Genomic DNA, 19588 nt, shown 5'->3' with positions numbered 1-19588 from the left:
TGGCGCCGGTTCACCGCGCTTTCGCAGCTTTTCAACGAGACGAAAGATGACCGCTTTGGCGCGATCACAGCGCGCATCGAGGCAGGCAGCGACGACCGCATGTCACGCTATGTCGATATGGTCGAAGAAAACGTTGTCCGCGAGGATCTGACTTTTGCCGAGATGGCGCAGGTGGCGATCACGGCTGCGCAGGATGAAAGCGTCGACGAAATAGATCCGGCAGAACTGGTCAGCCGGTTGTACGGTGCGCTGCACAAGACCAAGCGTTCCTATATCAAAAGCTTCGTGTTTTTGCTGAGCGCCCTTGGCGACAGTCTTGCCTTTCCCAAAGCGATTCCACGTAATCTGGGCGTTGATGTTGCGCGTGCCTTGCGCGCGCCAGAGCAGGCGCAAGACCTGCGTGCCAAGCTTGAGGCATGTCACACGGCAGAAGGTCAGAACGAGGCGTTGAAGTCGTTCATTGATGTATCTCAAAAACAGAGCAAGGCACCGGCGGCAAAATCCGAGCCAAAGCAGAAGTTCGAGTTTTTCGTGGGCAAGACAAAGGTCACGGCCCGTCAGGGCGAGTGTCGTTTGGTTAGCGAATATGACTTTGCCACCATGCCAAAGAAACAGCTTGAAGACGCGGTGCGCGCCTTTGAAGAAGTGCTGAACGGCGGCCCGCGCATTCGGTAACCTGATGGTTACCCATGGGTAACCCGGTGTCGGGTGTTACCCATGGGTAACCGCCTGTTCGGGTCCCTTTCGTCCTTTCCAAGGGCCAGGCGATGGCGTGCTCGGCAGTAAGGGGCGCTTGAAGACGTAACCTCTCGGGTACTCAAAGCGCCAGACGGCTTGACCGGCTAAATTTACCCCGATCTGGCCGCGTTTAACAATCAAGTCATTGATTTAATTTAATAATACTTCTGATTAGCCCGTTTTCATCCAAGCGGTGCCGCCCGAAGCGCTATCTGCCAACTTTCCCACTGAAAGCCGTCCGACGCAGCCCTGTTTTGCCAATAAAAATTGGGGCTTGGCGATGGCGCAACTTGACGGAAACAGAGCAAACCCCCAAGGTGGCCCTCAAGAGCAGAAAATGGTGACCCCGAAGCGCATTTCTAAATCTGTAAGCGGGGTGTAAAAACCGAATAAAGGTGAGAGACAGACAATGTTGGCGTGCCCAGATAAAAGGCCGGTGCTTTGCTTGCATCCAGTGCAACGCTATGGGCTGTTGACATGACCGGTGACAAAGATGACCCCACGGTCGCAAGGCAGGGGGCGGCGGCCCAAGGTTCTAGTCCCGCACGACCGCGCCCGACCTCCAGAACCCGCGCGCCGGTCGATGATGATGAACGCACAATCGTAGGGCCTCGCCCCGTTCAACCCGGCCAGCCGGTCATCAAGAAGATATCCCTTTCAGCCGCGCTTGAAACCCAAGGACGCAGCGCTGGAAAATCCAGAAATCCCGCCATCGCCGCAGCCAGTGGCGTGCTAGAGCTGTTGGGTCTGCTGCGCACCGGGCTGGTCGAAATGGATGCCCCGAAGCTGCAAAGGCATCTGCATGCCGCCCTAACGCAGTTTGAAACCGATGCGCGCAATGCGGGATTGTCGGACGCGGACATCAACGATGCCCGCTATGCCCTTGCTGCTACCTGCGATGACATTGCGCAAAATCTGCCGGGGGCAAATCAGGTCTATTGGAAGCGCCACAGTCTGACGGCGCATTTCTTTGCGGACCCGAACCCCAGCGTGGGGTTCTTTATCCGTTTGCACCGCATGTCCGGCAATCCGGCCCAGCATGCGATCATCCTTGAGCTGATGTTCGTCTGCCTTGGCTTGGGCTTTGAAGGGCAGTATCGCACCGCCCGCGACGGGCAGGTCGCGTTGGTCAGCTTGCGGACAGATTTATACCACCGGTTTCGCAGCGTGCTGCCGCGGGCCTTTCCGGAAATGTCGCATCAATGGGCCCCCGTCGTTTTGAACGGTACACGGCGGCATCATCGCCTTCCGCTGTGGATCATCGCCGGGATCGGGGCTGCGATGGTTGTTATGCTGTACGCTGTTTTGGCGTGGACCCTGACCCAAGAAGCACAAGCCGCGCAATCTGCGATCATCGACCTGCATGATCCGACCGACCCCATCGCGATTGAACGGATCACCCTTCCCGATGCGCCTGTCGAACCTCAGGTCGTCGTGTACGAGGCCCCGAAAACAGGGCAGACCGACCGGGTGCGCAATCAACTGGAGGCCGAGATTGCAGCCGGTCTGACCACGGTCAGCGAAGAGGGTGATTTCATCGCGGTGCGTCTTGGCGAGGCGCTACAATTCGGGGCAGGGGCGGCCATACTTGCCGACGAAAGCCCGATCATCGCGCGCATTGCTGCGGTGCTGGAAAAAGAACCGGGCTCGATCATTGTCGAGGGCCACAGCGATAATATCCCGCTCAGCGGTCGAGGGCGTTACAAGACCAACGAAGACCTGTCCGCTGCCCGTGCCGCCGCCGTGCGGGATGTGCTTGCGCAATATATGTCCGACCCCGGTCGCATGACCGTTGCGGGTGCCGGTGCTGCGAAACCTTTGGTGCGCGCCGACACGCCCGAAGCACGGTCGCAGAACCGTCGCGTCGATATCCTCTTGCGTAAGGAGCAGCGGTTGTGAGGGGATTGACCAGCGTATTTTCCAGCTTTGTGTATATCCTTGGGACTGCACTGCTTTGCGCAGCCATCTGGTTCGGTCTGCCGATTTTGGGTGTCGATATCCTTGCCTCGGCGGATGTGCGGGCCGCGTTGATTGGCGCGATCTTGTTGGGGTTGCTTTTGGTCAGCCTGCTGCGTTGGAGGGTCCGCAAACGGGCTGCCCAATCGCTTGAGAAAAGCCTTGTCGACACACAGCTTGGCGATGGCGAAGTGCTGGCGGAACGGATGCAAGACGCGGTGGCACAGCTAAAGAAATCCGGCGGAGCGACGGCGCTGTATGATTTGCCGTGGTATGTTCTGATCGGACCGCCGGGTGCCGGCAAGACAACCGCGCTGGTGCATTCCGGTCTGGATTTCCCCGGCACTGATCCGCAGGCGGTTGCCGGGTTCGGCGGCACGCGCAACTGTGACTTTTGGTTTGCACGGGACGCCGTTCTGGTCGACACCGCAGGGCGCTATACAACCCAAGACAGCGACGCGCAGGCGGATCGCGCCAGTTGGGGGTCCTTTCTTGGGCAGTTGAAAGCGGCGCGATCAGACCAGCCGGTCAACGGCATCATTCTGGCGTTTTCCTGCACCGATCTGATGACAGCAAGCGAGGCCGAGCTGAACGCCCATGCGGAAACCATTCGTGCGCGGCTTGCCGAAGTTCACGAGACCTTGCGCACCCATGTGCCCGTTTATGTGATCTTTACCAAGGCGGATATCATTGCCGGATTCCGTCAGTATTTTGGCGGCTTTGATGAGGTCCGTCGTCGGGGTGTCTGGGGCGTTACGTTCCAGACCCGCAGCCGCAAGGAAGTGACGTGGCAGACGGTTCCGCAGGAATATGCCCAGCTGATGACCCGTCTGTCGGACGAGGTCAGCGACCGCATGGCCGAAGAGCTGGATAGCGCCACCCGGATCGCGATTTTCGGATTTCCCAACCAGATGGGGATGCTTGAACCCAGGATCTCGGGCTTTCTGCGCGGTGTGTTTGAAGGTGCCGCACAAAGCAAGGCGATCTTGCGCGGGTTCTATTTCACCTCGGGCACCCAAGAGGGCACCCCGATCGATCAGGTACTGGGGTCGATTGCGGCCAATCGTTCGGGGGGCATGCAACCGTCGTTCATGTCCGGCCGCGGGCGCAGCTTCTTTTTGCATGATCTGTTGAAAAAGGTCATTTTCGCCGAACGTGACTGGGTGGGCTATGACCGCAGACGCATGGTGCGCCGCATCATTTTGCGGGGGACCGCCAAGGCCGTTATCGCGGCGACCTGTATCGCGGCTGCGGCGGCTTTCGGCTATAGCTTTTGGAACAACGCGTCCCTTGTCCGCGAGGCGAATGCGCAGACCCAAGCCTATGCGCAGCGCGCCGAATTGCTGCTGAACAATCGCTATATTGAAAACGCAGCCACGCGTCCGCTGCTGCCCGCACTTGCTGCGGTCCGCGCCATTCCGGCGGGCTATGCCGACCCAAGGCCCCAGACCGCGCTTGAGCAATTCGGGCTGTCGCGGCGCGAGACGTTGCGCGGTGCCGCAGTCGAGGCATATTCCGACAGTCTTGAGCGATTGTTGCGGCCGCGCATGATGTTGCTGGCGGAACGGCGCTTGGCCGACGCCTTGATCAATCAAGATCAGGCCGAGGCCTATCGTGCTCTCAAGGTCTATATCTTGCTGGCCAAGGAACAAAATGGCCGCGACGATGATTTGGCGATCCAAAGTTATTTCGCCCAAGCTTGGATCGAAGAATATCAGGTGTCGGGATCGGACAGGGATTACCGCGCGATCAATGCGCATTTGTCAGCGATGCTGGCATTGGACGACCGGGTGACGCCCCCGATCAAGCCAAACAAGACGTTGGTTGACCGTGCCCGCAAGGAACTGGGCGATCTGCCACTTGCTGTTCAGGTCATGACCGTTGTCCGCAGCGAGGCGGCAGTGCTGCCACAATGGCGCTTGATGGATGTTTGGACGGCACCGGAAAGGATGCGCCTGACGGACGGGCGGGGACCCGAAACGCTTGTGGTTCCCAGCCTTTTTACCTTTGACGGCTATTGGACCACCTTTCAAAAAGCGCTGGCCAACGCACTAACGACGGTTGACGCCGAGGCGTGGGTTTTGGCCCAAGTCGATACCAAAGCGTCCGAGCGTATCGATCTGTTGCAAGATGTGCATCAGCTGTACGCGCAGGAATTTCGTGCGGCATGGTTCGGGATGTTGGGCCTTGTTGCAGGCAATAGCGATGTTTTGGTGCTTGCCCCGCTGGTGGATGTGATCGCATCACAGGTACAGCTTGCGCGCTTTCTTGATCCTGATCCAGACACCGGCAAAAATTCCGAAGAGCTGAATGAGGTTCGGAAACTTTGGCCGCAGTTGACTTCGATTGATCTGCGCCGCCGCGCCGAAGAGGTAGAGCACGGTTTCAAACCGTGGCTTGGGATGGCGCAGGGGGCTGCGGGGACGCGTCCGGTCGATTTAGTGGTGGCTGATCTGACCGCCCTGTCTCGCGATCCCGGCAAGATGCAAGAGGTCGCCACCCGCGTCGCGGCAATGCCCCAACTGGTCGGGCGCATGGCGGGCTATGCGGGGTTGAACGGCGCAGAGGTGGCGATGACCCGCGACGTTACCGACGTTTGCCGCGAAACGATCACCCGGTTTTATCCGTTTGATGGCCCCCCATCGGAACCGTTGGCGGTGGATGATTTTACCGCCTTCTTTGGTTATGGCGGTCAGGCTGACCGTTTCTGGCAGACCTATGCCGGACAAGGCGGGATCGTTTTGCCGATATCCGAGGCTGTGCGGGCCGAATATGCCCGAATAAAGTCCCTGCGTACCGCGTTTTTCGGGGCTGATTCAGATCAGCCCAACGTGGCGCTGAAACTGCGTTTGGGCGGTGTCACCAAGGATGTCGTGTCGGTCGATGTCGATCTGGGCAATGGTCCGCAACGGCTCGTCTCGGGCGGACCGGGCATTGCGATCAACTGGCCCGGCGACGTCAATGGCATGGTCTGGACGGTAAATGACAGCCTCGAAGACGCTGGCACACTGGCGGTTGAAGCCGGGCCATGGGCCGTGATCGACATGATCAGACGCGGCGGGGATGTGCAGACCGAAGGGGCCAAGGTGGATATGACCCACCGTGCCGGCTGGCACGCATTCCGGGTTTCTCTTGAAGTCGAAGGCGGCACGCAGATGCCGTTCCTTGATCCGATCTGGCAAGACTTTAATTGTCCGGACCGTTTGGAATGACGCAGGGCAGGGGGCTTTGACGTGACAGTTGAACGCAAGGCGGTGGCGCGCGGATTGAGGGTATCGCGCTGCCCCTTTCGATGGCAAAGTGGCACCAGCCGATGTCAGGCCGCTTTGGCGGCGGTGCGGGCTGCGTCAGGTGATGGACCAAATGCCTTGAGGAGGGCCAGCTGAAATGAATGCGAAAATGGTGGCTTCCGTCGATGGCATGATGGCCTTTGAAACCAGTACGCGCACGGATGTTGGTCGCGTGCGAAAACTGAACGAAGACAGTTTGTTGGCATTGCCTGAATCCGGTTTGTGGGTGGTTGCGGATGGCATGGGCGGTCACACCGCAGGCGATTTCGCGAGCCAGACAATCGTCGCCCAGATGGAAACCATCGGTTTACCAACGGGTGCTATGGACTTGCGGGCACGGTTTATGGACCGGCTGACAAAGGCAAATACACGGATTCACGCCCATGCTGCCGAAATTGGTCAACAGACGATCGGGGCCACTGTCGTGGGGCTGTTGATCCAGCAGGATCATTTCGCCTGTATCTGGTCCGGTGACAGTCGCATCTACCGGATGCGGGGGCGCAAGTTGACCCGCGTCACCCGTGACCACACAGAAGTGCAGGCGCTTTTGGATGCGGGATCCATCACACCCGAACAGGCAGAGGCTTGGCCACGCAAAAATGTGATTACCCGCGCGATTGGCGTGACGGACCTGCCTGAATGTGACATGGTCGAAGGGAAGCTGGCTGATGGGGACGTTTTTCTTTTGTGTTCCGATGGTTTGACTGAATATTTTGACGACTCCGAATTGGCAGATGTATTATACGAAGGTGTGGATTTCCCGCTTGAGGGGATGTGCGCCCATTTGGTAGGCACCGCGCTGGCGCGGGGGGGGAAAGACAATGTTTCTGTTGTCATGGTCCGCTGCCAAGAGCTGGATTTACCGGGATTTGCCGTCGACGGCGATTATCCCGAGCTTAGAGGATTGCAATGAGCGACGATAAAAAGACGTCTGACAAGACACCGGATACCGGTGCAGACGACGACGACAAAACAATCCTGTTCAGCCCTCAGCCTGCTGCCGTTGCGCCCGCCATCCCTGAGGAGGACGAAGACCGCACGATCGTTGTGCGCGATACCCCACGCGCAAACGCACCCGAGGCCGCCGAAGAAACCGGGCCATCTGTCGAGGAGATGGACCTAAGCGAAGTGCAGGCCGTTCCGGTTGAACCCGTTGCCGCACCGCAAACCAGCGCAGCCCCAGTGACGCAGACCGCTTCGGTAGGTCCGGCGGTTTCCGCTCCGGCGCATTCCCCGATCACCTCGCTTGAACCGGGGATGGTCATCAATAACATGTACCGCGTCGAAGAAAGCCTGGACCAGGGCGGCATGGGCCGTGTGTTTCGCGGCGAAGAGATCGGCACCGGTGAATCCGTCGCGATCAAGGTCATTCTGCCCGAGATGGCCGAAGACACCAAAGTTGCAGACATGTTCCGCCGCGAAGCGCGCGTTTTGCGCCAGCTGCACCACGATGCCATCGTGCGCTATTTTGCCTATGTTCCACCGGATGAGAACCTTAGTTTCCACGCCTTGGTCATGGGTTTTATTCAAGGCACCAAACTTTCGGACACGCTGAAAGACGGTGGCCCCCTTAAACAGAGCGACGTTATCAAACTGACCATGCGGTTGGCGGACGGTCTTGAACGTGCCCACAGCATCGGTGTTGTCCACCGCGATTTGTCGCCCGATAACGTGATGCTGCAAGACGGTGATATCGGCAAAGCGGTGCTGATTGATTTCGGGATCTCGCGGTCCTCGACCGTGAAAGATGTCACCATCGGCAACGAATTTGCTGGCAAGCTGAAATATGTTTCGCCTGAACAGTTGGGGTCATTCGGCGGGCAAGCGGAGGGGCCGAGCGACGTGTATTCGCTGGGCCTGCTGATGATCGCGATGTTAATGGGCAAGCCCTATAACATGGGCGGCAACTTTGCCGAAGCGGTGCAGCTGCGCATGGGCGTGCCGGACATCAGCATGGTGCCTGAGGAATTCCAGCCGATGCTGCATTCGATGTTGCAGCCTGATCCCGCGCAGCGCATGCCCGGCATGGCGGCCGTCAAGGATGAACTGCGCGCGATGATGGATGGCGAGGGGATGACAACCCGCTCGCGTTTGACAATGCCGATGATGGGGACAGCGCAGGACAGGTCGGTGCCGGGTTTGCAGGCGGTTCCGTTCGCGTCAACCAGCACCGGCGGTCAGACCAGCGCACCCCGCACCATGGGCCCGACGCCGCTGCAAATCCCCGAACAAAAGACCAGCCGTGGCCTTGTTGCGACGATGGTTGCGGCGGGGCTGGCAGCCGTTGGCGGTGCGGCAGTATTTTTCGCAGGCGATTTCATGGTGAACGGCGGCGATGATGGCGGCAGCACAGTGTCCGACCCTGTCGCAGAGGGCCTTGAGCGTGCAGTCGGCAGTCGCGCGACGTTTCTGGCGGAAACTGTCCCTCAGGAATGTGCTTATGCCGCGCGCCGATCCCATGGTGATACGGCCGGGCTGATCGAAGGATTTGCCCAGAACCTAACACCGTTGCAGGGGATCGGCGATGCCTTCGGGGCCGCGTTTGGCAGTACGCCCGATGTTGTGCCGCGCAGCGTGACTGCGCCGCAATGTGCTGCTCTCGACTTTGCACGAACGCTTCAGGGTACCAAGGGGGGCGGGGTTGAACTGTCCCTGACGCAAAGCACGCTTTCGCGGTCCGAAGGTGTGCAAGGCACGCTGCATGGCAGCACGGGACGGCAGAACTGGCTGGCGTTAGTTGATCCAAACGGGCAAGTTTTTTCCCTGATGCGGCAGTTTGATGACGCCATCGGAGACGAGCGGCGTTTCGCGTTCCGGTTGCCATCGGCGGCACCGGGGATCTATATTTTGGTGGCCACGGCATCAGACAGCCCGTTGGTGCGGGCCGGGGCCATGCGTGATGGCACGCAGGCATCCGACATCTTGCCGCTGATGACCCGTGAACTTGCCACAGACGGGCAGGGCGCTGCGGATATCGCTTTCCTTGAATTGACCCGCAAAAGAAAAACCGCGCCCTATCAGGCGCGGTTTTTTCCGTCGTTCAAAGCGCTAATTCCCCCGCATTTAACGGACGTCAAAGGTCGCCAAGCCGAACACCATATTCCGAAGCGTGTCGCCCGGAATCGGGGCGAATACGGTCTGTGCGACATTGCCAAGCCGTGCCTCAAGATCAAGAGGTGCGCCTTGTGTCCCCAAAGCCAGCAGGATTTGCCGTGTGGCGCGGATCGCACCTGACCGGGCGACGGGGGCTGCAAATACGGGCACGTCGTTTTCAAGGCGGACAAAGGGTGTCATGTCCTGAACGACGCCATTGTCATCAATCAGCAGCAGCGTAACAAACAGGCCACCCGCGCCAATAACGCGGCCGTTCAGCGTGTCACCACTTACAAGCGACGTGCTTTCAAGGGCCAGGCCGATGCGGCTGGCGGGATAGCTTTCGGCTTGGCGCAAGATATCGAGGGTGGCGCATTGGCGGGGGTCAATTTCTTCGCGGGTCTGAACGGGGGTAAATCCTAGACCGGCTGTGATGCGTTCGGCCAGATCATCCAGAACGTCCAGATCCGTTCCGACCAAGGAAATGCCAGCACCCGGATTGCCACTGGCGCGACGGGGCAGGATCAGGGTGCATTGGGTTTGCGGCAGGGCGCGGATGCGGCGCAACAACTGACCAATGGCGATATCTGATGCCGTCGGATTGGGCAGCGCGCGCGGTGCCGGGGCAGGGGGGGCTGCCGGCGTATCGTCACCTTCGGTATCGGTGACCTCAGGTTCGGTTACGTCGGGCTCGGATACATCCGGTTCTGTGACTTCTGGCGCGGGGGCTTCAGGTTCGGGCAGCACGACGGGTTCCGGCCCGCCAATGTCAGGCGTGTCCAGCGGAATTTCCGGTGTTGGTTCAGGGGTCAAAAGCGCAAGAACATCAGGCTCCGCGACGACTTCGGGGGTCAGCGTCAGGGTGCCGTCATCCAGTCCGGTTTCGGCCAAAAGGCCCCCACGGCTTTCGGCCAAGGGGTTCAAAACAGTGTCGTCAATCGGGCTGATCCCTTCGATCGCCAGCGGCGAAGGCGTTTCGGGTTCAGGTTCGGCCAGCACAGGCAGGGGCAGGGGGGCTGGCTCTGGTGCCAGCGTTTCCTCGATCACCGTTGCTTCGGGCTGCAAGGCCGCCAACTCTTGTTGAGCAGGTTCGGGTTCAACGGGCTGCTGTTCCACGACCTCGGGGACTACCGGCTCAGGCTCCGCAGCTTCGGGTTCGATGACTTCCGGCTCTGTAATCTCTGGTTCGGTCAGTGCCAGCGCGTCGGGTTGGCTGACGTCATCTTGGGGGGCAAGAGCGGTGTCGTCTGGTGCCAGCGTTTCCTGATCGGGCTCTAATGCCGTCAGGCTATCGGGCAATCCTGCTTCGGTCTGGCCATCAGGTTCCAACGGGATTGCGTCGGGCGGGATGATCATGCTTTCGTCAATGACGTCGGCTTCGCCCACAATCTCTGCATCCAGAATTTCCAAACTAACGGCGAATTCAGGTTCTGATCTTTCGGTTTCTGTAGGGTCCGGCAGAAACGCGACAGCCCCTGAAAACGCAAAGAAAGCAACGACCGCAGCATGGGTGGCCGCCGAAGCGGTCATCGAGCCGTACCATGTCAGGCCCCTCGTGTTGGCATGCGGTAGAAAGCTCATTCCTCGTCGCTCCCCGCTTTGAGGTGGAGGGTAACGAGCTGTACTTCGACGGCGATCAGCGCTTCCTCATCGAGGATTGTCAAAAGGGTGCCAGCCGTCATTTCCCTGTCGGTCAGCACATGCACCGTGGGACTGTCGATCAAGGCTGCGGCCAACGCCCCTTTCTCGACGACTTGGCCGTCCAGCAGCATTGCGCCGTCGGCCTGAATGATCAGCAAGGGTTCGGGCAACAGATCAAGCGGCAGGCGTGTCGTTTCCGGCAAGCTTACCTCGACGGTTCGAGAGCTCATCAGTGAACCGGTGGTGATGAAGAAAAAGATCAACAAAAGCACGATGTTGATGATCGCCAGCGAACTGTCGAATTGGGCACCCTTGCGACGTTGAGGCAGGCGCGATTGCATATCAGGCCCCTTCGCGGGTGATTTGGACGCCAGCCACATTGGCCCCTTCAAGGGATTCCAACGCTTGGGCGACGTCTTGGACGCGTGCGGTATCGCCGATGATCAAGACGACTAGGCCGGGAGTGTCCTGACTGCCGATGGCGTCAGCAAGGGACCCCAGTTGGCTGATGTCATAATCCTGTCCAGCGGTGCGCACCGACCCGTTGCTGATGGTCCAAAGCGTGACATCCTTGGCCTCTGAACCACTGGGTGGGGGGGCCGGTTTGGATTCGTCAATACCCGCACCTGCGGGTTCTTGGGCATTGGCATCCGGCGCGGGGCCGGACGCCGTTTTCAAGGTGATCAATGAATAGGGTGTTAGGCTGGTCGACAGCATGAAAAAGATTAGCAGCTGAAACATCGCATCGGCCAAAGGCGTCAGGACAAATCTGTAGCTGCGTTTCCGTTCTGGCAGAGGAACTTTTTTAGAGGCCATGCGCCGCGGCCCCGATTATTTCGCCGCGTTCGGATCAACCCGCCCGTGGATTGCGGCGGACATCAGGGCTTCGATCATGTTGCGTTCGCGGTCAATCCGCCCTTCAAGCCATGTGGCAAGAAAGAAGGCAAACAACGCGAGCACAAGACCCGCAGCAGTCGTGGTCAGAGCAACGTAAATACCGCCCGCGAGGGTCGTTGGATCAACGGCACCCTCGGTCACAGCCAGCACCGAAAACGCATCAATCATACCGACAACCGTGCCAAGCAGACCAAGCATCGGTGCCGCTTGCACGACCATGTCCAAGGCGCGCATGCGTTCGCTCATGGTGGCAAGTTCGATCATCGCGGTCTGGCGGCTAAGTTCTTCGGCATAGCTGACGTCAGTCGGGCGGGCTTGAATGCCGGAAAATACAGCCTGCAAAATGCGGGACAAGACGGATTTACGTTTGCCTGCCTCGTTGATTGCATCGTCCACGCGACCATTCAACCAATCGTCCAGTATCTTTTCGGCCTGATTGCGTTTGCCGACACCCATGCGTGCGAATTGGCCGGTTTTGTACAGCCCGATGCCCAACGCGACAAGCGATAGGATTCCAAGAAGCCCGTAGACAGTTAAGGTAGCGAGGTCAAAAATGGTCATGACGTTTCCTGTTGTGAGCTTGGATTACAGGCCAAAAGCGATATCGGTGCGCGATGTCACAATCAACTTGGACAGGCATACATCACTCTCGTCAGCGTCACCACCAGCGATTACACAGCTGGCCACGTCATTCACGATGATCTCTGACAGCTCTGCGCAATTTGAGGGAAGGTTGTATTGGACCACGCGCCGCTTGCCAGCGCTTAGCGAACCCAATGGCAAAGCGAGAAGGTTGCGAAATACCCCGTCCGAGCCGAAAACAGCGAGCCGCCAAGTCACTTCTTCGAAGTCTTGATCAAGGCCGTTTTCACCGAAGAACACAACCTGACATACTCCCTCGGAGGATTGTATGGTACGGTTCAATTCTAATGAAATACTTGGTTCGGCATTTTGTGCGAACGCGATCGAAGCTGAAAAATAAAGTGTAGCGGCTGCAGTTGTTATGAATTTCCCCATGCACTCTCTCAAATGTACGTGTTAAATTTATCTGTACATTAGCGGCATTGGTCTTGGGGCTGTCAACTGTGAATTAAATAAAAGCCCCGGCGCGCCTGCGCCAGAGCATTCCGTTAACGGTAGACGCCAACCACGTATTTGGGCGCATTCTTAGGGACGTAATCGTCATAGCCGTTGAATGCTTGGGCACCGGTCTTGGAGCCAGCGAACGTGCTAGATACCTGTGGCGCGGTTTGGCGAATGAACTTTGGCGCGGGTGTCTGCTGCGCAAAGCTTTTTCTGGGGGCGGCCAAAGGTGCGATTGTTTCAACCGAAACTTCCGGCCCAGTGAGGGCAGCCAGAGTAGGGGACTGGTCAGCCGGAAGTGTTTTGGATGTCAGTTCCGGTTTTTCAAACAAAGCAGGAAGCGCTGGTGCTGAAAGGGCCGATGTTGACATCAACGCGCTTGACGCGGGCACATGCTGCGGAATGACGAATCCGGATGATCCATCGTTGATGATTTCAGGGGCTTCAAGCGAAACGGTCTGAACCGACGTGGAAAAGTCGTGAAACGCCGATAGACCAAAGCCTGCACCGCCAGAAATAGCGATTAGTGCCAGCGAGAGTGCAAATGTATTTTTCATCAGAATCAACCATTGTTGCCTATGCTTGCATTACATATAGCACGAAGTTTGGTCAATTTCACCTTAACAAGCAAAAAACTGTCATATTATGTAGATTTTCAGCAACGCAGATAGCTATCTAGTGCCGGTTTCGGTTAGGTTTGCTAGATATGGTGGGTCTTAACCGCTTTGATATAAAAGAAATTTTAGTAATCCGGGCATTACGCTGCCATTGTTGAAGATGAATTGCTTGCGGCGTGTCTGTTCCAGCGGCTACAGTTTCGTCAGCCGGATGTATTTACTGGAGCGATATTTCATGAGCGGGTTTCGCAAAAACCTCTTGTTCGGACTGACCTTTGGCCTTTTGGGCCCGATAGGGGCGTCTGCGCAGGGGCTTGATATCCAGCCGATTGGAATTGAACTTGCCGGTGACGGCGATCAGCTGATCCTTGCGGCGATGCCGGTCGGGGGTCAGGCACCGGTTTTCAACAGTGCGCTGATTGAATCTGCAACGATCACACGCGTGGCGGTGCGGCAAACGGGAACGCTGCCAAAGCCTTCTATTATTCTGGGTATGATCGCGCCGGGTCAGGAAGAAGAATTCGGCGTCGAGCGGCTTTTGCCCGCCACAGTCAATCAGATTACATTCGCACTGGATGATCTGGTTGCCCGCGAGGCGTTGCGCGCAGAAAATCCGGATCTTTTCCGGCGTCTTGTGGAAGAAGGTCATATTGATCCCGATCCCGGTGCGTTGAACAGCATTCTACAGACCGAATTGAAGCGCATGAATTGCTATCGTTCGGGTGTTGATGGTGCTTGGGGCCGTGGGTCGCGCGGGTCTGTGGATGAATATTTCAGCCAACTGGCGTCCGTGCAATGGGATGACCCATCCCCGACGAACAGTCTGTTTCGGGCGATTATTCTGAACGGTGACGTGGCATGCCCGACACCGGCGGCAGCCGTTGCCGCACCAAGGGCGACATCATCGGCACCGAAAAGCAATAGGACGACGCGGCAAACAACGACAACAAACCGCGCACCGGCCGCCAAGAAAGCAGCCCCCTCGGCCAAGCCTAAAATGTCGATTGGCGCAACGGGCGTGTTCCGGTAAGCTCGGGGTTCGTTGCGTACGGGTGTTGTCACTTTAGCGGACCGGTCAAACTGTCCCTGGCGCGTTGTTTACCAACACGGCGTTGTTCTTGATGAAATCCTTCAATGCGATTTGCGATGCAGGAAGTGAGGTATCTTGACTTTGCGGGGGCAGGAAGATTTCTCATAAAGTATATTATGTAAAATAAAATACTGATGGTCAGCGCCAGGAACTCTACATCAGCGATGTGGTTTTGTGCCCCATTTCCTGCATTCCGATCTCGATCAGTGATCCCGGTCGATATGTGAGCAGGTCGTCGGCAATATCTTCGACCATTCTGTATACTCTGCTGTTTCGATCATCGCCTTTGATGTCAGCTGTTGAGGCCACTGAACTGGCGTCATGAAATTGAATGACTATATGAAATCGGGTGAAAGTCCCGACATGATTGAAGGAGCGGCAAAAGGCAGCAAAGGCGGCGTCGGATTTTGGCCCCTTTCTTACCAGTGGACAGATGTCCGGATCGATGGCGACAAATTCAAAGCACAGCTGATGCGTGATCGGATCATATACGCGAATGTCTATTCCGTCATTCTCGCCTTGATCGGCGACCTCAAGTTGAACGACACAGCAGGCATCGGCGCAGGCCGGATTTTGAGAGACTTTTGAATGTGAGATGACGTTTCGCACGGCGGTGAATCCCTGAAATCGGTTTAGTGATATGGTGACCAAGGTGAACGACTTCGGGGAACTTGAATTGACGCAGGTCAAGCGGTTGGCGGTCAAAGCCTGAGCAGACAAAAGAGGGCTGCGTTTTGGGGGACTACGGCGGTCAGTGCATATTTATCCGGCACCGTCGTGATGGGCGGCCAGCCGCCGCATCGCGATTGCCAACATTTCATCCGAAGCATCCTGAGTGTCAGCAATCGCCATCAGATTGACCGATATGTCGCGCGCGCTTTCGCACGGAGAGATGATGACAATACCACCCTCGTTCTGGTCTACCTGAAATAACAGATCTGCCAGATGTCGCCTAAGATGTTCCGTGGTCAATACAGCCCCCAGTAGGACCTCTTGAACGATTGCGATGGCCGGCAAATCGGGCAGTCGCTGCGCTGCGGCCAGCATCGGGATCGAAACACCGCCCCAACGGCCATTACATTCGATCCAGTGGATCATGTCAGGTTGTGCTGGCGTTTCACAAATCACGGCGTCCAGACTGCACAGCCCGAAATAGCCCAGATGCTGAAGAACGCGCGCGATACGGCCTGCTTCGGCGCTTAGCCTGTCTTGCACGGACGCTGGCAATACCGATCGCGCTGCCCCGACAAAGGCACCGGCGTCGCCCTGCACGCGTTGTTCGAAAATACCCTTGATCTGTGGCGGGCCGTCGGTTTTTTGCGGGATCCACATCTGGACCGAAGGGCTGTGGCTGACATTGTCGTCCCAGACCCCGACAAGGATCGGATAACTGTCCTGCCAGCCTTTGGCGTGCAAACGGTCCAGCAGAAACTGTCTTGTATCATCGGCTGACATCCCGTTCAAAAGCTCTGCGTCAAGCTTGATGTTGCCGGCGGATCCTGCGCTATCGGGCACTTTGACGATAACCTGACCTGCGTCGCGGCTGATCGTGCGTGCCAGATCAGCGACCGCCGCGGGGCCATAGGCTGAATGTGTCGGCGGGGTTGCGTCGACCCCGATGGTTTTCTGGACCAATTGGGTGAACCACAGCTTGTCATTTGCCCGCAGGGTGGCGCGCGGTGACGGGCCACAGACGTGAATGCAGGTCTTTGACATCTCACCGATGGTCTGTGCCAGTCTCCAGATGTTGCCCGTGGTCAAATAGGCCTTGAGCGTGAGGCCGCCATTTTCGCGAGCGGTGTGCGCTAGCGCGTCAAGCAGCTGAGGGGACATGCGTATTTGTTCCGCGACCGGGCGGACCGGATCGTTATCCACCTGAACAAAGGTCACATCCGTCAATCCAAGACAGTCGGCAAGATAGGTTTCGAACCCTGTCTCACGATTGCGGACCAACACGGTGTCCCCGTTTCTAGCCAAAAGCGCCATGCGGTGATCAAGCTTGGCAACCCTGTACGACCCCAGCAAGCTGATTTCGGATTGATCACCGATCAGGACGGCCGGGCCTTTGCCGCAGCCTTGTTGCACAAAGGGCCCGAAGCCGAGAGAGCTCGCAAAGGCGGGTTCGTCGCGTAAATATTCTTGCGCGATCAGTGTACAGTCAATGGGTTGGGCGCGAGGCTGGTCAATCATATCTCAAATTAGACCGGGTCAACGCGCAGCGTTTGATCTAGGTCAGGCCGCTTTGACGAGGATTGCTAAGATCGGCATATCAGCGAAAGGGAAAACCAATGTGCCGTCTTTACGCGATGCACGCCAACGAACCGACCAGGGTGGAATGTGGCCTTGTCAAAGCGCAGAACGCTTTGATGGCGCAAAGTCGGGGGGATTTGCAGGGTTATGCGCACGGACATGGATGGGGCGTTGCCGATTATCCTGATGGTGTCCCTATGATCGAAAAACAGGTCTGGGCGGCCTTTCACGGAGAGCACTTTACGCGAAACGCCGCGCGGATTTATGCGAAAACCGTTGTGGCACATGTACGGCGTGCGACTGTGGGCGGAACCAGCATTGAAAACACGCACCCGTTCGAGCATGGCAAGTGGATTTTTGCCCACAACGGCACGGTACCGAATTTCGACCAAGTGCGGATGAAGATGCTGGACCATATCGACCCGCTCCACCGGTCCGGGATCGCCGGCACGACCGACAGCGAGCATATCTTTCGCTACCTGCTTAGCCTGATTCTGGTGCATCCCGAACGCGGCCTACTGACTGTCGTGCGCGATGGGTTGGAAAATATTCTGGCGTGGTCTGCTGAAATCGACCCCAAGGCGCGCGTCGGGTTAAATATCATTCTCACGGATGGTGAGCATATGATCGGATCGCGCTACAATCGCTCGCTTCATTATCTGTTTCGCGACCATGCTTTTCAGTGTCCGATCTGCCAGCGGTCCCATGTGCAGCACAGTCCAAAGATCGACTATCAGGCGATCGAGATCGCATCAGAGCCGGTTACCTTTGTCGATGAATGGTACGAAGTGCCCAACAAATCGGTGTTTCGCGTCGGAGAGGACTACCGTCTGGATATGGCCCCGTTTGGGCGCCGCTTTTCCAACTGACACGGACACGCGTCCGTTGCAGGCAAAAGGACATGCAGTTTGACTTTGCTCAATCTGTGCAATGCGGCGGTTGCTAAAAGAATCCAATCTCAACACACCACAAGGAGAACGAACATGTCTTATCTAGATTACCTGCCGACAAGCTGGAACAAGAACCGAAAGGTCGAAGAACATCCGCTGGTCACGCTGCGCAATGAAGTCGACAGCCTGTTTGACGATTTCGGCAATGGTTTTTTCGGCAGCCGGAACGAATTCAGTGTGCGGTCGAATGTGAGCGAAACGGACAAGGAATTTAGCATCACCGCGGAATTGCCGGGCCTGACAGAGGCCGATGTTGATGTTTCCGTGACAGGTGACCGGATTACCATCAAGGGCGAAAAGAAGTCTGAAAAAGACGAACGCAGCGAAGAGAAAGGCCGCGAATTCCACCGTATCGAACGTGTATCGGGGTCGTTCCAGCGGGTGATGACGATGCCCTTCATGATTGACCCCGACAAAGTGCAGGCAGCAGTCAAAGACGGTGTGCTGACGGTGACAATTCCCAAACCGCCAGAGGCAATTGAAAATACCAAAAAAATCAAAGTAGCCCACGCTAAATAAAACCAGGTCGGTTCTGCTGATCTAAGCAGGGCCGCCCTTTTTGGATAATACCGCAGTTGTGGGACGGGCAGCTGTGTCTTGAATGCGGTCCCACCACGCGGCCCATACTGCGGTTGCTATGAGGCTAGGCTTCGCCGTGTACGGGTGCCAAACCTTGTCGCTTTTCAACGAATGCCCCAGACTTGGCACAGCATGGAAATACAGTTTCTAGGCAGTTGATAATAGCGTGCAATTTCACCATCTGACAGACCCAGATCCACAAAAGCCGCGAGGCTTTTTCTTGGTTTGGGGCCAAGCGTGGCAACGTGGCGACGCAAGTCACGGGAAAACCCATCGTTGCGTTGTCCTTTCCAGTCTCGCGGAACTGGATTTCCTGTTTTCAATTTTTGCAGATTTGCATGTCCTTTGTGGTCCATCCCTGGCCTCCCCAGCACGAAAATTGTTCCAGCGCCGTCAGGATCGCAAGTGGTGTGATTTTTCGATTGATCGAAATCATTGACAGCAGGGTATCTGTCAAAACCCGGCAGATGTTTGCCACTTGTCCTGTCGGCAGCCGGTATCGGCCTCTGTGTCCGGCCCCGAAAAAGCCGCCTCGTTGATCTGCCTCAATTGTGCATTCTCCGACAGGCCTAGGTTGGATCGAAGGATATGGGAGCAAGACGATGAAGGCCACCAAGACGATGATTGTGATCGCAAATTCCGGCACGGCGCGGTTTTTGATCAATGCAGGACCGGGAAAGGGATTGACCCCAACCGGAGGCAAGACATTGCAAGCTGATCCGCCCACGATGTACGCGGATCGCGCCGGAGAGGTCCACAGCAGGGTCGGACCGGGGATGTCGGCTGTCGAGCAGACGGACCCCAAGATGCTGGCACAGGCCGACTTTGCGAAGGAGGTCAGCGATTTCCTGGAAACATCGTTTGAAAAGGGCAATTTCGAACGGCTTATCGTCGCTGCGGGGCCGCATATGCTGGGTGTAATACGCGACGCGCTTTCCGAAAAGGTATCAAAGGTCGTCATCGCCGAGGTCGATAAGGATTTGACGCATCTGCCCTTGGAAGACCTGCCAGAGCATCTGGATCATGTCCTTGCAGTTTAGGGCCGGCGGTCAGCCGCGCATTGATCACAGATAAGGCTGAAAGAGATGTGCGGGGGACGCGGAAACATACTTCAGATCAAATGTTTATTAGAGCGCGAATATAATTTCGCAAATGCTGCGACGGTTCAGGAAACCAGCAAATCATGGCTGTTTCTTACTACGGACCATGTTTTTAAGTTGAAAAAACAGGTGCGCGACGATCTGCAAGATTTGACGTTTTTGCGCGCGCGGCTTGATAATAGCCTGATGGAAACCGACTTGAACCGTCGTTTGGCCCCGCAGGTGTATCTTGGGGTCATCCCGATCACCAAGCGCAGCGACGGGCAGTTGGCGGTTGGTGGCGCGGGAGAAATCGTCGACTGGC

The 19588-nt window shown here is 57.2% G+C and carries 16 protein-coding genes and 2 pseudogenes; 10 read left to right on the top strand and 8 right to left on the bottom strand.

What is annotated here, in order from left to right; all coding sequences use genetic code 11:
* The 5 genes and pseudogenes from ABYT07_RS10485 to ABYT07_RS10465 all read left to right on the top strand — a co-directional run.
* Nucleotides 1-675 (top strand): annotated as a pseudogene (locus ABYT07_RS10485) (chromosome partitioning protein ParB); the annotation flags it as partial.
* A gap of 540 nt (nt 676-1215) precedes the next feature.
* On the top strand, nt 1216-2637 hold the full coding sequence (icmH, locus tag ABYT07_RS10480) for a type IVB secretion system protein IcmH/DotU (RefSeq protein ID WP_372991444.1): 1422 nt from the start codon (nt 1216-1218) through the stop codon (nt 2635-2637).
* Nucleotides 2634-5906: a type VI secretion system membrane subunit TssM gene (gene tssM, locus ABYT07_RS10475; RefSeq protein WP_372991442.1), complete on the top strand. Its 3273-nt coding sequence runs from the start codon at nt 2634-2636 to the stop codon at nt 5904-5906. Before icmH ends, tssM begins: the two co-directional genes overlap by 4 nt.
* 175 nt (nt 5907-6081) lie before the next feature.
* Nucleotides 6082-6897 carry a PP2C family serine/threonine-protein phosphatase gene (locus tag ABYT07_RS10470; protein WP_372991440.1) on the top strand — a complete coding sequence of 272 codons (816 nt, stop codon included), beginning with the start codon at nt 6082-6084 and terminating at the stop codon, nt 6895-6897.
* Nucleotides 6894-9218, top strand: a complete 2325-nt coding sequence (locus ABYT07_RS10465; protein ID WP_372991438.1) for a serine/threonine-protein kinase — start codon at nt 6894-6896, stop codon at nt 9216-9218. The genes ABYT07_RS10470 and ABYT07_RS10465 overlap by 4 nt, the downstream gene beginning before the upstream one ends.
* A 1436-nt stretch (nt 9219-10654) precedes the next feature.
* On the opposite strand, the gene ABYT07_RS10460 is transcribed toward ABYT07_RS10465, so the two are convergent.
* The 5 genes from ABYT07_RS10460 to ABYT07_RS10440 all read right to left on the bottom strand — a co-directional run bounded on the left by ABYT07_RS10460 (nt 10655) and on the right by ABYT07_RS10440 (nt 13255).
* Nucleotides 10655-11059 carry an ExbD/TolR family protein gene (locus tag ABYT07_RS10460; RefSeq protein ID WP_372991436.1) on the bottom strand — a complete coding sequence of 135 codons (405 nt, stop codon included), beginning with the start codon at nt 11057-11059 and terminating at the stop codon, nt 10655-10657.
* A 1-nt stretch (nt 11060) separates the two neighbouring features.
* Nucleotides 11061-11534, bottom strand: a complete 474-nt coding sequence (locus ABYT07_RS10455; RefSeq protein WP_372991434.1) for an ExbD/TolR family protein — start codon at nt 11532-11534, stop codon at nt 11061-11063.
* 15 nt (nt 11535-11549) lie between these two features.
* The gene (locus tag ABYT07_RS10450) at nt 11550-12176 is read right to left on the bottom strand and encodes a MotA/TolQ/ExbB proton channel family protein (protein WP_372991432.1); all 627 of its coding nucleotides are present in this window, start codon (nt 12174-12176) and stop codon (nt 11550-11552) included.
* 24 nt (nt 12177-12200) lie between these two features.
* The gene (locus ABYT07_RS10445; RefSeq protein ID WP_372991430.1) at nt 12201-12497 is read right to left on the bottom strand and encodes a hypothetical protein; all 297 of its coding nucleotides are present in this window, start codon (nt 12495-12497) and stop codon (nt 12201-12203) included.
* Nucleotides 12498-12745: 248 nt separating this feature from the next.
* Entirely contained in the window at nt 12746-13255 is a 510-nt protein-coding gene (locus ABYT07_RS10440; RefSeq protein ID WP_372991428.1) for a hypothetical protein, read from the bottom strand.
* Nucleotides 13256-13550: 295 nt separating this feature from the next.
* On the opposite strand from ABYT07_RS10440, the gene ABYT07_RS10435 reads away from it, so the two are divergent.
* Nucleotides 13551-14345: a hypothetical protein gene (locus ABYT07_RS10435; protein ID WP_372991426.1), complete on the top strand. Its 795-nt coding sequence runs from the start codon at nt 13551-13553 to the stop codon at nt 14343-14345.
* 213 nt (nt 14346-14558) lie between these two features.
* On the opposite strand, the gene ABYT07_RS10430 is transcribed toward ABYT07_RS10435, so the two are convergent.
* Together ABYT07_RS10430 and ABYT07_RS10425 are read right to left on the bottom strand one after the other, a co-directional pair.
* The gene (locus ABYT07_RS10430; protein ID WP_372991424.1) at nt 14559-15014 is read right to left on the bottom strand and encodes a hypothetical protein; all 456 of its coding nucleotides are present in this window, start codon (nt 15012-15014) and stop codon (nt 14559-14561) included.
* Between the two features lie 153 nt (nt 15015-15167).
* The gene (locus ABYT07_RS10425; RefSeq protein WP_372991422.1) at nt 15168-16595 is read right to left on the bottom strand and encodes a hypothetical protein; all 1428 of its coding nucleotides are present in this window, start codon (nt 16593-16595) and stop codon (nt 15168-15170) included.
* A gap of 98 nt (nt 16596-16693) precedes the next feature.
* Here ABYT07_RS10425 and ABYT07_RS10420 point away from each other — a divergent pair, with 98 nt between their 5' ends.
* On the top strand, nt 16694-17524 hold the full coding sequence (locus ABYT07_RS10420; protein WP_372991420.1) for a class II glutamine amidotransferase: 831 nt from the start codon (nt 16694-16696) through the stop codon (nt 17522-17524).
* A 114-nt stretch (nt 17525-17638) separates the two neighbouring features.
* The gene (locus tag ABYT07_RS10415; protein WP_372991418.1) at nt 17639-18124 is read left to right on the top strand and encodes an Hsp20/alpha crystallin family protein; all 486 of its coding nucleotides are present in this window, start codon (nt 17639-17641) and stop codon (nt 18122-18124) included.
* A 164-nt stretch (nt 18125-18288) separates the two neighbouring features.
* On the opposite strand, the gene ABYT07_RS10410 is transcribed toward ABYT07_RS10415, so the two are convergent.
* Nucleotides 18289-18540 (bottom strand): hypothetical protein, encoded by a 252-nt coding sequence (locus tag ABYT07_RS10410; protein ID WP_372991416.1) that lies wholly within the window; start codon nt 18538-18540, stop codon nt 18289-18291.
* A gap of 246 nt (nt 18541-18786) precedes the next feature.
* Here ABYT07_RS10410 and ABYT07_RS10405 point away from each other — a divergent pair, with 246 nt between their 5' ends.
* Together ABYT07_RS10405 and ABYT07_RS10400 are read left to right on the top strand one after the other, a co-directional pair.
* Nucleotides 18787-19224: a host attachment protein gene (locus ABYT07_RS10405; RefSeq protein WP_372991414.1), complete on the top strand. Its 438-nt coding sequence runs from the start codon at nt 18787-18789 to the stop codon at nt 19222-19224.
* A 177-nt stretch (nt 19225-19401) separates the two neighbouring features.
* A pseudogene (locus ABYT07_RS10400) lies at nt 19402-19588 on the top strand (kinase); the annotation flags it as partial.

Source organism: Sulfitobacter sp. (assembly GCF_041552635.1).
GTDB lineage: Bacteria > Pseudomonadota > Alphaproteobacteria > Rhodobacterales > Rhodobacteraceae > Sulfitobacter.
Note: the sequence above shows the minus strand (reverse complement) of the source record. Positions and strands in the feature narration are given on the sequence as shown.